The 14,322-nt window shown below is 59.4% G+C and carries 12 protein-coding genes and 1 pseudogene; 6 read left to right on the forward strand and 7 right to left on the reverse strand.

Annotated elements, in window-relative coordinates:
- Positions 1-451: 451 nt before the first annotated feature.
- Positions 452-952, reverse strand: a complete 501-nt coding sequence (locus IE224_RS19430; RefSeq protein ID WP_191313038.1) for a lysozyme inhibitor LprI family protein — start codon at positions 950-952, stop codon at positions 452-454.
- Between the two features lie 399 nt (positions 953-1,351).
- Here IE224_RS19430 and IE224_RS21320 point away from each other — a divergent pair, with 399 nt between their 5' ends.
- From IE224_RS21320 to IE224_RS19450, 3 genes are all read left to right on the forward strand, one after another.
- On the forward strand, positions 1,352-2,650 hold the full coding sequence (locus IE224_RS21320; RefSeq protein WP_191313018.1) for a calcium-binding protein: 1,299 nt from the start codon (positions 1,352-1,354) through the stop codon (positions 2,648-2,650).
- Positions 2,651-3,484: 834 nt separating this feature from the next.
- Positions 3,485-3,979 carry a hypothetical protein gene (locus IE224_RS19445; protein ID WP_191313040.1) on the forward strand — a complete coding sequence of 165 codons (495 nt, stop codon included), beginning with the start codon at positions 3,485-3,487 and terminating at the stop codon, positions 3,977-3,979.
- 18 nt (positions 3,980-3,997) lie between these two features.
- Positions 3,998-4,189, forward strand: coding sequence for a hypothetical protein (locus tag IE224_RS19450; protein WP_191313020.1), 192 nt, complete (start codon positions 3,998-4,000; stop codon positions 4,187-4,189).
- Between the two features lie 1,324 nt (positions 4,190-5,513).
- Here the strand turns inward: IE224_RS19450 and IE224_RS19455 are convergent.
- Entirely contained in the window at positions 5,514-5,744 is a 231-nt protein-coding gene (locus IE224_RS19455) for a hypothetical protein (protein WP_191313022.1), read from the reverse strand.
- Positions 5,745-5,888: 144 nt separating this feature from the next.
- Here IE224_RS19455 and IE224_RS19460 point away from each other — a divergent pair, with 144 nt between their 5' ends.
- The 3 genes from IE224_RS19460 (at position 5,889) to IE224_RS19475 (ending at position 8,608) form a co-directional block, all read left to right on the forward strand.
- On the forward strand, positions 5,889-6,557 hold the full coding sequence (locus IE224_RS19460) for a VPLPA-CTERM sorting domain-containing protein (RefSeq protein ID WP_191313024.1): 669 nt from the start codon (positions 5,889-5,891) through the stop codon (positions 6,555-6,557).
- A 688-nt stretch (positions 6,558-7,245) separates the two neighbouring features.
- The gene (locus IE224_RS19470) at positions 7,246-7,824 is read left to right on the forward strand and encodes a TetR/AcrR family transcriptional regulator (protein WP_191313026.1); all 579 of its coding nucleotides are present in this window, start codon (positions 7,246-7,248) and stop codon (positions 7,822-7,824) included.
- Positions 7,825-8,326: 502 nt separating this feature from the next.
- Complete coding sequence (locus tag IE224_RS19475; protein ID WP_191313028.1) at positions 8,327-8,608, forward strand: hypothetical protein; 282 nt, start codon at positions 8,327-8,329, stop codon at positions 8,606-8,608.
- A gap of 93 nt (positions 8,609-8,701) precedes the next feature.
- Here IE224_RS19475 and IE224_RS19480 read toward each other — a convergent pair whose 3' ends face one another.
- The 5 genes and pseudogenes from IE224_RS19480 to IE224_RS19500 form a co-directional block, all read right to left on the reverse strand.
- On the reverse strand, positions 8,702-9,349 hold the full coding sequence (locus tag IE224_RS19480; protein ID WP_191313030.1) for a VPLPA-CTERM sorting domain-containing protein: 648 nt from the start codon (positions 9,347-9,349) through the stop codon (positions 8,702-8,704).
- A gap of 520 nt (positions 9,350-9,869) precedes the next feature.
- The gene (locus IE224_RS19485) at positions 9,870-11,588 is read right to left on the reverse strand and encodes a hypothetical protein (protein WP_191313032.1); all 1,719 of its coding nucleotides are present in this window, start codon (positions 11,586-11,588) and stop codon (positions 9,870-9,872) included.
- 378 nt (positions 11,589-11,966) lie between these two features.
- A pseudogene (locus tag IE224_RS19490) lies at positions 11,967-12,511 on the reverse strand (transposase); the annotation flags it as partial.
- 65 nt (positions 12,512-12,576) lie between these two features.
- The gene (locus tag IE224_RS19495) at positions 12,577-13,815 is read right to left on the reverse strand and encodes an NAD(P)/FAD-dependent oxidoreductase (protein WP_191313034.1); all 1,239 of its coding nucleotides are present in this window, start codon (positions 13,813-13,815) and stop codon (positions 12,577-12,579) included.
- 91 nt (positions 13,816-13,906) lie between these two features.
- Positions 13,907-14,266 (reverse strand): extracellular solute-binding protein, encoded by a 360-nt coding sequence (locus IE224_RS19500; RefSeq protein ID WP_308434866.1) that lies wholly within the window; start codon positions 14,264-14,266, stop codon positions 13,907-13,909.
- Between the last annotated feature and the right edge of the window lie 56 nt (positions 14,267-14,322).

A 14,322-nucleotide genomic window follows, 5' to 3' on the forward strand; every position in this document is an offset into this window, starting at 1 on the left:
GCCAGCTTTGCCTGGGCCTCGGCGTCTGCGTTGAAGCGGTTGGTCGCGTCGGTCCTGGCGTCGGGCTCGTTGCTCTTGGGGTCGTCAACGCGTAAGTCACGGGGAGTCGTTTTGTTCTGTGCCAAGCACTCTTTACCGCTCACTCTTGGCTGTTGTTATCCACAGTTTTTCTGGATCGATCTGGGGATAGTTTGGCAGCAGAGTAAAACCGGCAACTGCTTTCAGGCTCACCATACCCCCGACGCCCGGTGACAGCATCATCCCCGGCCACAGCGACACTCTTCCTTTGACCATGTAGGGTCGTCAACGATACAAGCCTGGATGGCTCTCAGGCCATTGTGCCGTTTATCGAGCGACCGGCTGGCCCAATCCTCTCTACGAGGGTGGAGCAGGGCGTGGACGTTTTTGGGTGAATGCTGCGGCACAGATCCCGTCGACGGTCGGTGAAACCTCATGTCTGCTCTTGGTAATAGGCCATCAGCAAGATCACCTGCCGGGCGGTTTCGTTCAGTTTGCACCCGACCTCGGCCACTGCACCGTCGCTCTTGGTGATCCCCTCATAAGCGCAGCGGGCATCCCGGAAAGCGATCCAGCCGCGCTCCATCCTGACCAGGGCCTCCGCACCTTGGGCACCGCGTTCCTCTTCGACGGCCTTCAGTTCGTCATAGGTCTCGGTTAGCCGCGTTTCCCAGACCTGCCACTCGGCGTCGAGACAGTTCAGCTGCCGGTCCACCGGGTCAATATCGCGATGTTCCGCCTTGGCATAGGCAAGGCAGCTTTCCTGACCGACGCCGGCACAATCCAGTTGCTCGCCCTCCGTGGAAGCGTCAGCCAGACATTGGTCGATCAGGGCAGGATCGAGACCCGAACTGTCGCCCGCCCAAGAGGGCGGCGCCAGCCATAGGGTCGCTGGTAGAGCAAGCGCAATGCGCAGCGGGGTGGAAAGCAGCATGATCAATCCTTTGTCATGGCGGTAATACTGGCCAAATGGCCTGCTGTGCCTTCGCGGTTCCCATTGGCGCAACTGCTCCCGCGTCCAAACCCTCTGCCCGGGGGACGGGAAGGCAGACCCTCCGAACCAGTCGCTGCGTGAGCTGCTCACTGATCATCCGCTCCCCTATCCCGGGGATGGCGTTGATGATGTGACCGCTCCCCTTGTCGATCGTTGCAGACCCACCTTGGCACATCAGATGCTGTCTGAGGGCAGTCACATCATCAACGCCTCACAGTTCCGCTTCTTACGCTTCAGAACGATCAAGCTTTTATAGGCCGCAGAAAATACGAGATAATTTATTGAAATTCAAATTTTCGTGCGTAGAGTGACGCGAGTAATTTAGTATGGACAAAAGTCATGGCGAGAATTCAGCTGCACCGGTCGTTCAACCTGACAGCACCGACTAGTTTCGCAGATCCTAAGATGGGGCCTGGTGAGCGTTGGCTAGACTTCGATGGCGGCTATCGAATGGCTATGACGCCTCATGGCGATGATACCCTCCGCGACCTTTATCTGACGCACAGAGGAGACCGGGTGTTCAGCATGTCGAACTTCAGGGTTTCGACACATCCGTCCGATCCCATTGTAGAGCAGCTTTTTGAGGACGGAAACTTTCTGCCGTTATGGACCAAGATCTTGGCCGGGAGTGATTATGTCACCGGATCGGCGGGACGTGACGTGGTCGATGGATTGACCGGAAATGACACAATTCGTGGCTTCGGCGGCCATGACGTTCTGCGCGGCGGGGCCGGTAACGACCTGTTGGACGGTGGCGCAGGCAATGACCTCTTGGACGGTGGAGCCGCCAATGACACTTTGCTTGGCCAGGCCGGTGCAGACACCTTGCGGGGTGGTACGGGCAACGACACCCTGAATGGGGGGATTGGCAATGACCTTCTGGTGGGTGGGGCAGGTAATGATCGCCTGATCGTAGGGTCGGGCTTTGACAACGTGAAGGGTGGCCCGGGAGTTGACACGCTAGAGTTCCAGACCTCCGCTAAGGTGATAGTTGATCTCACAGTAACAAAGGCACAGGCTTTTCAGGGTGGCTCTGTTACTGTCTCTGAAGTTGAAAACCTACGTGGCGGCTCTGGCGACGACCGACTTTCGGGAAACGCGCGGGCAAACGTGCTGGAGGGCGGAGCGGGTAAGGACACGCTACTGGGCCGAGCCGGCAATGACCGCCTGTTTGGCGGAAATGGCAACGACTTGCTCGACGGTGGTTCGGGCAATGACAGGTTGCTTGGCCAAATCGGATCAGACACCCTGCGCGGTGGGGCCGGCAACGACAACCTCAGCGGTGGTCAGGGCAACGACCTTTTGGACGGCGGCGCAGGGAATGATGTGCTGCTTGGCGAAATCGGGGCAGACACCTTACGCGGTGGTGCGGGGGATGATAAGCTCGATGGCGGGACCGGCAATGATCTGATGACCGGAGGACTGGGTGCAGATCGTTTTGTCTTCCGCCTCGGCAGTGGCCACGATCGGATCAATGACTTCACTCAGGGAGAAGACCGCATCGTCTTCGAGGCCGGCAGTACGATTTCTGTCATAGATCGCGGGGCGGATACAGTCATCCAGTTCGGAGCCGACTCCGTCACTCTAGTGAACGTCGACTATCGGCTGATTGATGAAGCTGATTTTGTGTTCTCGTAGGAGGCACCACGGCTTGAGTCGTCTTGCCTCAAGCCGTTCTTTTTCATGCCCTTAGTGATTTATCTACTGTAAGGCCCGGACGCGCCGATCGGCCCGTCCGGCCACTTTGCACATCCCGGAGTCGGGCAGCCTCAGCCTACTCGGCGCTCTAGCACCTTCAGCAGCTCGTGCTTTCGCCTGTGCAGGCGAGCGAGCAACTGACCCAACTCCTTATAACGAGTGCGTTGCCCGAAGATGTCGTCGAAGCGGGGGGCGGGGACCGGCGCCTCCTTCGCAGACGGCTTTTGCTTCCAGAGCTTCAGATCGCGGTAGAAGCCCCTTCAAGCTCCAAAATAGACCACGGACGTTGCACTGAGCGCGATGCGGGTAGGAAGGTTTCTCAGAGAGGATGCTTCCGTACCTTTGAGCTATCAGGTGCTTTAGACAATTATCGATAGGATGGATAAACGGTCCTTCCAACTGATCCTGCAAAGCAAGTTCAAACATAATAATGCCAGGCCCTTCCGGGAACAGCTGGCCCGGCTTGCTCGAGTATGGGTTCTGCGCCGTTTCATGTGTTTTCAGCAATCAAGTGTATGCTTCCGCGGAGGGACGCCTAAGGGATTTTGCGTTGGGTGGTAGCCTCGACCTTATGCGCAACCTTAAATTCGAACCCCCGATAGAAGTTTTGTCCGCGGCGGATAAGGCCGATCTTGGACAGGCCCGCGCGGTGGTCTCGACCTCGGAAGCGATAATCACGGGGCTCAAGCTTGAGATCGCGATGCTCCGCCGGAGCAAGTACGGTTGGAGCGCTGAACGCACTGCCCGGCTCCTCACCTCCGATCTGGAGAGGTTGTGGCGGAGTATCAGACGATCCTGCGGGCAGGCCTCGCCCCGGCACCTTGTATCAGCGTGGATGACACCGGTGCTCGTCATGCTCGCCGCGACGGCATCAACACACAGATCGGCGGCAGCCGGTTCAGCGTGTTCCGCACGGGCCGCTCGAAGTCACGGCTGAACTTCCTGTCCCTGCTGCGGGCTGGGTGTAAGGATTACATCATCAACGACGCGGCACTCCACTATATGCGCCATCGCAAGGTGACGCCGAAGATTATTGCTCAGCTTGCTGCCCATCTCGAGACCTCATTTCCCTCGCAGATGGCCTGGTATGATTACCTAGTCAGGCTGCGCCTGGATGTCTTCGACCGCGCCCTGGTGCGCGAGATCACCGAAGTTTCCCTCTGGGGCGAGGTGCGTCACCAGGGATTAATGGGCAACACAGTGGTCGTGTCCGACGATGCCGGACAGTTCCGCATCCCCAATCATGCCCTGTGTTGGGTTCATGCATAGCGGCTGCTGCAAAAGCTGATGCCGAAAACAACCGAACAGACGCGCAAGCTGGACAAGGTCCGAGACCAGATCTGGGGCCTCTACGGCGACCTGAAGCTTTGGAAGCAAAAGCAGTCCGCGAAGGAGGCATCCATCCTCGTCGATCATTCTGACAACATCTTCGGGCAACGCAGCCACTACAAGGAGCTGGGTCAGTTGCTGGCGCTGTAAATGCTAGATCACAAATCCCCAGAAGTGTTGGGGCAATATTCCCCACCTCTCGGGTTCGGCGATCAGCCGTGCAGGTGGTGTTGCATCATATAATTTTGTTACGGGTGCCTCATCCAAAATGTTACCCGCTTGGGCAACCCTGCTTGTCAAAGCTGCCGCCAATGGTCTCGACCCGATCAGAGCGCGGATTCATCTCCGCCAACGCCGACAAGGCAGCCAACATCCCCCACATCGATATTAGCAAGCTGCTTGGCGCGGCTCTTGAAACTACAGGATACCTGCTTTCTCCAATAGAAAGTTCGCCGCGGGTGGTAGCTTGGGAACAAGGTGCCTTGATGCAACTCTGCACAACGGGTGTGCGGAATTAGTCAGTGTCCGCGAGCGGCAACTCAGCATGCAAGGCCCTTGCAGCCGGGCAGCAGTGTTGCTGTGTTAAGAGTATCGCCGCTCGGCTGAAAGCTCCCCGAACACCTGCTTATTAATGACGGACTATTAAGGTTTAGCTGCGAAGATGATCAGGACTACGGTCCAATAAACTTATCAACCTGCTCCTGCTCCTGCTCCTGAACCCGATGCTGATCCTGAAACAATTGCTGACCATCACATTCCTTGCAGCCGTCTGGGTGGCTGCGGGGTGGTATGTTCTTTGGCCCGTAGTTCACGGGCTATGGTCTTTCCTACCCTAGCATCTCGGCAGGGACCCAGTCCTGCCGATGATGAGGAAAGCGCCGATCAGCCGCATGAACTCGGGGTCGGTCATTACCACGGCAGCAGCCCGATCACGTGGGGTGCATCCATACCTTGTACCAAGGCAAAAGATGCCGTCCAAAGATGATCTTAGCGTAGCGGCCGACATGGTCCGCAAGCCAAGCCGCCGCTTCGGGTGTCCAGAGCCTCAGCAGGGGCATGAGCACGTCCCAGTAAAGCCTGCGCAGGAGATGTTCGCATCGGCAAAGATCATGAAGCCCGTGCCAAACCACCACGTCGCGCTGCGCAGTTCGCGGAAGCTGGCGCGAAATGCCAGATCACGGCAAGGTAACCGATGGCGTTGATGACAGCGATGATGCCAATGGTCAGTTCAATGTCACGACTTTCTTCTCCAGCTGCTGCACGAGGCGCTCGACGGCGGCCACTCGTGGGCCTTGGCCTCGCGTCGGCCGTGGCCGGTCAATTGCCTGATGAGCCGCCCCATCATCGCCGACCCTCCAATAGCCGGCGCTCGTCCCGGCGGTCCTCGAGCAGTTGCACAGCGCGCCGCATCCTTGCGAAACTTATCCGTCCTGCCTGTGCCCATGGTTCATCTCCTTTGCTGCACATTATGCTATCAAAGGAGCGGCACCAAACCGCGACACGTCCAGGTGTTGGTCAGCAGATCGCGGCTTTCCCTGAGCGAGGTCTCAGCCATGGCAAGCATCTTGTCCTGCAGCTCGCTGTTGCGCTTGGACGGAATCCGGTTGAACCAGCCTTGGACAACAATAATGACGCCCGGTAAGCTGCCGTCCACTTCCTTAATAAATTCAGCGAGGTCCATCAGGTGATGCTCGCCCGCAAGCATTTTTCATGCCGGCTTTATCGTGCTGTTTGAATGGAAGGTTCGCGCGCCGGTTGCTTCACAGTGTGCATATTCACGGAGACTTGTTTACGAATAGATGCAGATCATTCACGCCGTAGTGATTGATTCTAATTCCAGAGGTTTGACGTGAAACTAGGTGCGATTGTTGCGGCTGCCGTGGTGGCGGTGGGTGTAGGGCAGGCAGAGGCGGCGACGTACTCTACAGCAACCTACGACATGTTTGTACGATATGAAGGGACTGCATTCACGCGAGTCAGTTTTGCCCCGATCACCCATGACCATTATGGGTTTGAAGATAAAGACATTGAGGCAGGGGATACGTCCCTAGGGCTGAAAAGCTATCTCTTCGGGCTTCCTGCAATAGGAACAATCTTCCAGTTTTCGATCACGCTTGTTCAGCCGCATGTCCCAGTTGAAGACGACTATTACTACGGGAACGGTGGGCGAACACCGGTATGCCAACTGGGACCTTGGGACTGCACGGCTACCAATTATACTGAGATCCGTCCAAACGGCTTCTCAGCGTACCACGACGATGAATATTGGATGAACGTCTCGACGGCTGTGGGCTCGACATTTGATGTCGGATTTTGGTCAACGCATGCTCGTGAGCAGGGGCGCCCTTTTATCGCTGCTGATGGAAACCATTACTATTGGTATGATGACGAATATTCTCGATTTACGGTTCTTGATGTGAACGCTCCTGCCCCTGTTCCTCTACCAGCGACTGCCGCTCTTCTGCCACTTGGCATTGGCACTCTCGCGATGATGCGAAAGCGCCGTCGTCCTCGTTAACTACCTGCTTCTTTCCAGCCGATATCCAACCCTTTGAACGGTCACAATGGCTTCGCCGGGCGGGAGCGCTTGGCGAAGCTTTGCAATCGCACCAGCGAGATTGCTGCGCGTGTCCTGGGAGGCAGGTCTAACCTTATATTTCGTACAAGCCGTCACCACACCACCGAGGTTCCTGCCCTTCTCCCCGCAGCCGTTCAGTGCGCGGCATCCGCAGGCGGCACGATGACCATGCCGACATCCGCCGCCACAGACAGAATGCGCGCCACGTCCGGCGGTCCGTCCAGAGGCTGCGGGGCAGCGGTTGCATCAGCAACCGGGCTGCCGGTCCGGGTGAAGAACGCCTCGTGCATGTGGCCCGGCGCGTTGATGATCAGGAGGCGCGCAGGCTCGGAGCCTATGGCCTGAAAGGCATGTACCGCTCCGTCGGGGACCGAGACAAAGCCGCCCGCCTGNCTCGCCCGCATGATGATTGGGCGGCGCACCCAGGCCCGGCGGCACCACGGCCTCCACCAGGCAGAACTTGCCCATCGTCTCACCGGGGAAGGCATGAAACCGGAAGAGTATGCCCATGGCGTCATAGCTGCGCGGAGCGGTCATGGCGTGTTTCTCCTGTTGGTTGCCATTCATGAGACAGAGGTCTTATAACTGCAGAATGATTCTAGCAAGACATTTGTCTCATGAGGTGGCCGTGACGCAGCGGGAAGACCAGAAGAAGAAAACACGGGCAGCCCTGCTGGACGCGGCCCGCGCGCTCTTGATGCGCGGCGAGCCCCTGACGGTCACGGCAGCGGCCCGCGAAGCCGGCATCTCGAAGGCCTCGGCCTACCGCTACTTCTCCGATCCCGCGCTGCTGGCGGCCGAGGCAGGCCTGCATCTGAAGGCGGCACCTTACGAGGAGATCATCGGCAATGCCGCCAGCCTGCGTGATCGGTTGGTTGCCATCAGCCTTTACTTCTTCGACCTGGCCATGACGAACGAGACGGCCTTTCGCACCTATCTCGGCCTGAACCTTCAGGCGAGCGCGCAAGCGCAGGACGGCAAAACCCCCCGCCGCGGCGCCCGCCGCACCCAGGCCTTCCTGAGGGCCTTGGAGAGCGAGTCAGACATCCGTCCTGAACAAGCCCGCTCCATTGCCGCCGCCCTTGGCATGGCCACCGGGGCCGAGGCCATGACCGCGCTCTTCGACATCGCCGGCCTGTCCGCAGAAGAGGCACGCAAGCTTGTGGCAGAAACCGCCGAGGCGATCTGCGATCGGATGCTGCCGTAGACAGCCAAGCCCGTTTTAGCTTATCACCGCATTGAAAGTTACATTTGCGGATTACATCGATATCCTTTGAAGGGTGTTGAAGAACAGGGCAGGCAGCACCGTCTGTGTTGGAGATCAGGGGAAATCGCCACAGCTTCGCACCAAAAAGAGGCGGCGATGTAAGGAAAGCCGTTCTTGTCACTCAGTAATTAAGCCGTTATGAAACGACCGTTTTCTCAAACATTGCAAAATTGTATGCAGAGGTTGGTTGGATGGCTCCTGCCGCGATAGTGCACGTGGCCAGTCAGTATGGGTTTGCTTTCGTGATCCTCTCTGCTCGGGTCCAGTCAGGGAGCAGTCTCAATTAAGAGTAGACAAAAAGGACGTTTTTGCACAGCATGCATATAGCGGCCCTGCCCTCCTCTTTCGGTGGAAAGCGAGGGGTCGGTTAAATTGACGCTCTGAACTGTTTAGTTTTTACAGTCGTCCCGTGGATCGGGCGGCCACAAGACGGCGAGAACAGATGACCAACACGCCTGTCGGCTATTTGAGCGGCTCGAGATTTTCTAGGCAGAACGGCGAGACATCGGGCCAAGACATCATCCACGCCCACCTTTATTGGTGGGTCAGCACCTGCCTTGATCGCAGTGAGCAGCACCTGGACACAATGGCTGTGACCGCTCCGTACCATTTGAAACTGGCGTTTGGCTGCTATGACGCAATGGCAGATGAGATCGAGATCACGGTTCAACAGATCTGGACAGACATTGCGATAAAGCGGCTGCTTGGGGTACCCAGCGGTTGAGCGGGATTTCCTGGATGACCACACAGGCGCGCAGCAAAACGCCCCACCAGAGGCGGGGCGTGCTGGGCTTGGATGTGGAGAAGGCGAGCCCGATCAGGCGGCTTTCTTGCGACGACGAAGGCTGGCCAGGCCACCCATGCCAGCCATGAGCAGAACGGCCGATGCCGGCAGCGGAACCGGAGCAGGCTGCTGCGGCTCCAGGTCGGCCTTGATGCTGCCGCCCGGGTTGCTCGTCTCCTGGGCACGGAAAGCAAATTGGCTCAGGTCGCTCAGCTTGGCCGTGGTGGTGATGTCGAACACCACCGATGCAACATAGTTGTTTCCACCGTTGCCGCCGCCATTGCTGCCAATACGGATGATGTAGTCAAACAGAGACGCGCTTCCGCTACCGTTGAAATTGCAGCCCGACCCGCAGCTGCCCACCTGCTTCTTGCCGTTTCCGTAGAGCTGCAGAGCCGGAGTGATCGCGGTTCCATCAAGCCGGGTGGCACTGACAAGCTTCAGGCTTGCCTGAGTCAGCAGCCCATCGAAGTTGAAGCCAAGACCCAGATAATCAGCAGTGCCCATCAAGGTCGAAAGGCTGAAGCGCAGCGTGTTGGGCGCGGCCGCATCATCGATCGTCAGCTGAGCCTTCGGCGTGGGATCTGTGTTGGCGTAGGTTACCGTTGCGGCCTGAGCAGCTGCTGCGAAGCTGAAGGAAACAGCGGCTGCAGCCGCCAGAATGCGGAGCGTCTTGCACATAAAACACCTATAAAAGATGGTAGCTTCCTACCATTACGAGTTACTGCATCGCAGTCTTCCGAGGGCGACAGGCTCTTATAGACGGATTTGTCTGCTCTCACTGAGTTGTCTTTATCGACAGCTCGAGGCACCAGCTTCACGCTGAGCCTCTCTTCCTGCGCGGCGCTGATGGCCCCGTGCCGCCGCGCACCTCACGTGCGCAGGTTCGCACCTGATCAGGATGATGACGATCGGCAGCATGAAACAAGTACCTGAGCTGCCGCCCCAAGGTGAGCACTGTCATTCTTCAGACGCGTACGGCTACCGCCGCTCGGTACGCTATTGGCGCAAACCGCCAGTGTCAGCCGTCGTGCGAATACCTGAAGCAGATCGCCCCATCTTCATGGAATGTTGGAACAAGCCCTAGACGAACGATTTTACTGCCGTCCAATGCCTCCTGTGCAAGTTGCGGCAGGTCACCGGGTCGCAACCGGTCAAGGCGGCCTACAACAAGGAGGTCTGAACGGTGCGGGTTTTCTGTTCAGTCCCGGCCACCCTTCCCGCCGCCGTTGCCGTTGCCACCGCCGTTACCGTTTCCGCCGCCGTTCCCGTGGCCACCGCCGTTGCCGTGGCCGCCACCGTTTCCGCCACTGTTCCCATTGCCTTCGCCGCGGCCACCGCCACCGTTTCCGCCCGCGCTGCCGCCGTTGCCGCCGCCGCCGCCATTGCCGCCCGCGCTGCCGCCGTTGCCGCCGCTGCTCCCACTGCTGCCGCCATTGCCGCCTGCACTCCCGCCGCTGCCGCTATCGCCTCCATGGTTGCTGGCTCCACCCTCGCTAACGCCTCCCTTGCTGCTCCCGCTGTTGCCTTCGGTGCTATTCCTGATGCCGGCCAGATTGCGGCTGTTCGAGGTTCGCAGCCATTCGTTGTTATCTCCGCCTGAGGCCGCCCTTCTGCGGACACCAGAGGTCGTTTGCGGCACCTCGCTGCCGCGCCCTGCCCCACTGGCCTGGACGGGTGCCGGCGCTTCTTTCCTCGTAGCGACAGGCTTGGGCTTGGGAGGCGCTCCTTGGCCGCCCAACCACAGCTCCAGGTAGCCCTCCTCCGGAGATGGGGTAAAGCTGACGAAGTCTCGCGCCTCGGTGTTCAGCGAAGCTGCCAGTTCCTCGGCTGTTGCCCGATCCTGCGGGTGGTAATACCGAACATGCGTCTCGCCGATCGTGAATGGCGTCGACGCCTCCTCGGGCGACCATCCTGTTTCCGAAAGCTGCGTCATGGTCTGATATCGACGTTCGGCCGCAAGACGCTCGGGGACATAGACGGCCAAGCGCATGTTTGCCTTTTCCGTATTGGGCAACAACTGCTGAGGGCTGGCATCCGCCGCCGGCACCGGGGGACGGGCAAGCTGCGGGCGTGGCACAAAGGGAGCCTGCTTTGCCTCCGAGGAGTTCAAGCCGGGAGCCATTGTGGCCATCTCGTGACTCGTCCCCGAGCCGGGCTGTTCGGAAGCAACAGGAAGTGCGGCAATCGCTGGCATGCTGGGGGCAGCAGCCGCTGTTGCTAAAGCAGGCAGCTCCAGTCCACGAGCTGACGGGGCAGACAACACATCGAGCGATGCAAAGGCAGTCTCTTGTGCATCGGCAGTCGGTACAACGCCAAGGCCCAGAGGCGATGTCACCAGAGGTGGCCCCGCGACCGGTGTCGCATAGGAAGGCGCAGCATCCACAGAAGGACCAGCCGAGACAACAGGCGGGGCACTCTCGTTCTGAGGATCAATGCCGCCGGGGCGGGTTGCGCCAAGGCTGACAAGGGAGGCCCCTGCCAGGGCGCTAATCACCAGCCCGAACAGCATCGGAGGCACACGACCGCTAAAGGGGGTCCTGCCCTTTATCTGCGCCCAGGAAGCTAGAGCCTGACGCAGACTGATGAAATAGGGTATAGTGCCTGCGGCTTTAGGCTGCTCGTCTTTCACAGTGCTTATGAGTGCCGGCACGCCTAGGAGCGGCATCATCACAGGCGGATTGGTGCGTCCGGAAAGCCCGACGCTTCCGCGTTCGGCCGCCTGCTGCTCTTCCGCACGCTGCCGCAGCACTTCCTCTCGCTGCGCGCGCGCAGCCGCTACCCGCTGTTTCCATTCTTCAGGATCATAGGGCAGCGTGCTGGCAGCCGGAGCGTCAGCAGCAGACTGGTGCTGCGGTTCTCGCGCACGCTGAACCATAACTGTACCACCTAAATGCGCGCCGTTCTGACGCGGTCGCATGCAACAGTACCACGCGCGCCTCCGATCCACAAAGCCGCGAAGAGCTGACGGTTGAGGACCGGCGGGTACCCGCAAGGAGGTTTCAGAGGCTTTAGCGTCCATGCTCCGAACATCGTTGACCTCAACTCCTGAGGCCTCGAGGACGGGCTATCAGACTGACAAGCCTTTCCATCACGGAACAGCATGCCAGGGAAAGGCTTTCGTAATCCAGTTCGAACTGCATCGACTCTGCTGGTGATCCGTCGCCTGGTCAGGAAGATCATCGGGCAGGTCCAAAGCTTTCCAGCCGAGCAGCAGAACTCGAAAACTCAACACAAAGGCCATTCGGCTGATGGGATAGTTATGCCCAAGTGCCCGGTCGAAATGGGGGCCAGTTCAATAGGTCGGCCGTGCTGCGACAAGCGCCGTGATGAGCGGCACCAACGCCGCATCTTGTGCCTTATGGTAGCGCCGCCGCGGCTTCGCTTTGCCTTGAAGCCGGTCGACCAGGTTAGAGCGGGCGACGCCCAACGTCTCTGCCACCGTCTTCACTGGAAATCGCCCTTCAGTGGCGACCGCGCGAGCAAGGTCAGTTTTTTTACCCGTGACTTGTCCAGGGCCTCCCGCAGGATCTCTGCCTCAAGGGTTTTGCGGCCAAGCTGGCGCTCAAGTTCGCGGATGCGGATTTCCATCTCCCTGACCACGCGATTGCTGGTCACATCGTCGTCTTCGGTCACCGCGACGCTTCCTCCTTCAAGCATCAGACGCCGCCAACGATACAACAGGTTTGGCGCTACGCCATTGCGGCGCGCCACGACCGAGATGCTGGCGCGGTCGTCGAGCGCCTCCTGGACGATCCGCAGTTTCTCGGCGGCAGTCCAGCGGCGCCGACGGCCACCATCGGTGATGATTTCCATCTCTGACATAAGCACGTGCTTAGGCATATGCCTAAGCCTCCATGGTTATGCCCGGTGTCCGGTCGAAATGGGGGCCAGTTCATGCACTTGGCTCACCCTCGGACGAACCGATTACAAAGGAAAGGAGCGATGTCGGTCTTCAGGGATTTTCCCGTTGCAAGGTCGGCAACAATCTCGCCGGTCATGCCGGCAAGCGTCAGGCCCACATGCTGATGCCCGAACGCATAGATCACCCGCTTCGATCGGCGCGAGAAGCCCATGACCGGCAAGCCGTCAGGCAAGGTGGGGCGGAAGCCCAGCCAGGTGATGGTGGGACCACTTAGCGCGGGCACTGCGACGCGGGCCGAGGATTCGATATGGTTCAAGAGGCCGGTGCTGCGTTTTTGCGTGAAGCCCGCCAGTTCCACCGTGCCGGCTGCACGTAGTTCTCCCATCATCGGGGTCATGTAGATGCCCCGCTCAGCCAGACCGCAGGGCCGGGACAGCAGGCCTTCGCCCGCCTGGAAGGCCACGTGATAGCCACGCTCCGTGTCCAAGGGGATGCTGTCGCCACAGCTTGCTGCCAAGGCGCGCGACTTCGCCCCTGCGGCAAGGACAACCTGATCGAAGGCAAGCGGTGCGCCTGTCCTGACGTGCAGGATCGCGCCCTCCTCGCCCGTCTCTATCCGGCAAGCCTCCTCTTGGATCAGTTGGACATCCTGTCGGGCAAGATGTTCGGCCAGTTTCAGCAACAGCCGGTGCGGTGATCGAAACCGCCAGCTGCCCCGGAAAAGCACCCCTTGGGTAAAACGAGGTGCCAGTGCCGGTTCCAGGGCGGAAATATCGGCCTGCGCCAGAAGGTCGAATGCGACACCAAGCTGCCGGCGATAGTCCAGGTCAGGACCTGCGGCTTGGAAAGCGGCTTCTGTTTCGTAAAGATAAAGGCATTCCTGCCCGTCGATCAGGTCACGCCCCACCGCGTCCAGTATGGGATCCCAACCGGACTGCGCCCTGAGGAGCAGCGTGGCAAGCGCCGCGGATGAGGCCTGCGAGCGGACGGGCGTCGAATGGTGCAGGAGCGAGGCTAGCCAGGGCAGCATTCGTGGCACATAGGTGGGCCGGATACGAAACGGGCTGTCGCCCGACAACAGGTAATGCGGGATGTTGGGAAAGACCGAAGGGTTGTTTACTGGAACGCAGGCATAGGGGGCGAATGTCCCGGCATTGCCGTAGGAAGCACCCGATACCGCGCCCGAGCCATCGACAAGCGTGACGCGGCATCCCGCCCTGCGAAGATGGAAGGCACAGGCAAGCCCTACGGCCCCTGCCCCGATCACACCGACATGCTTCATGACAAGGATCGCACCACGTTACGCATCGCCCATTATCGCCGTTTCCTTCGGTTCATGAGCAAAGGCGGCAGATCGACCGCCGCCTTCCCCATCAATTCGCCAGCCAGGTATTGAACCGTTCGCTGAGTTCGGTGTCGTAGTTCGCCCAGAATTCGACATCCGAGGTCAGGGCGTCATCCAGGTATTCCGGATAGGTCGGAAGATAGGTCGCCATCTCGGTCTTGTCGTCCTTGTAAAAGCCGACCCCTGCCGAACCCGATTTCCCCACTGGCCCATAGCTGATGTAGCGCGTCAGCTCGGCCTGCCGCTCGCTCTGGGTGACCCACTTGATGTAGGTCCAGGCCGCATCCTTGTTGGGCGCGCCTTTCGGGATCACGTAAAGATTGAAGTCGAGGATCTGGTTGTCCCACAGGATCTCGAAGGGAGAGGTGGTCGCGGGAATTCGGACCAGTCGCTAAGCTCTGGCGATTGACGAAGGACTGATCCGCATGACGAAACGGAAGCGCT

Source organism: Paracoccus aerius, assembly GCF_014656455.1.
Taxonomy (GTDB): domain Bacteria; phylum Pseudomonadota; class Alphaproteobacteria; order Rhodobacterales; family Rhodobacteraceae; genus Paracoccus; species Paracoccus aerius.

Coding starts and splice junctions, on each gene's coding strand:
- IE224_RS19455 (WP_191313022.1), bottom strand. CDS start 5,744: ATGCTTGCGGGCGAGCATCACCTGATGGACCTCGCTGAATTTATTAAG.
- IE224_RS19475 (WP_191313028.1), top strand. CDS start 8,327: ATGACCAACACGCCTGTCGGCTATTTGAGCGGCTCGAGATTTTCTAGG.
- IE224_RS19480 (WP_191313030.1), bottom strand. CDS start 9,349: ATGTGCAAGACGCTCCGCATTCTGGCGGCTGCAGCCGCTGTTTCCTTC.
- IE224_RS19485 (WP_191313032.1), bottom strand. CDS start 11,588: ATGCGACCGCGTCAGAACGGCGCGCATTTAGGTGGTACAGTTATGGTT.
- IE224_RS21320 (WP_191313018.1), top strand. CDS start 1,352: ATGGCGAGAATTCAGCTGCACCGGTCGTTCAACCTGACAGCACCGACT.
- IE224_RS19430 (WP_191313038.1), bottom strand. CDS start 952: ATGCTGCTTTCCACCCCGCTGCGCATTGCGCTTGCTCTACCAGCGACC.
- IE224_RS19495 (WP_191313034.1), bottom strand. CDS start 13,815: ATGAAGCATGTCGGTGTGATCGGGGCAGGGGCCGTAGGGCTTGCCTGT.
- IE224_RS19450 (WP_191313020.1), top strand. CDS start 3,998: ATGCCGAAAACAACCGAACAGACGCGCAAGCTGGACAAGGTCCGAGAC.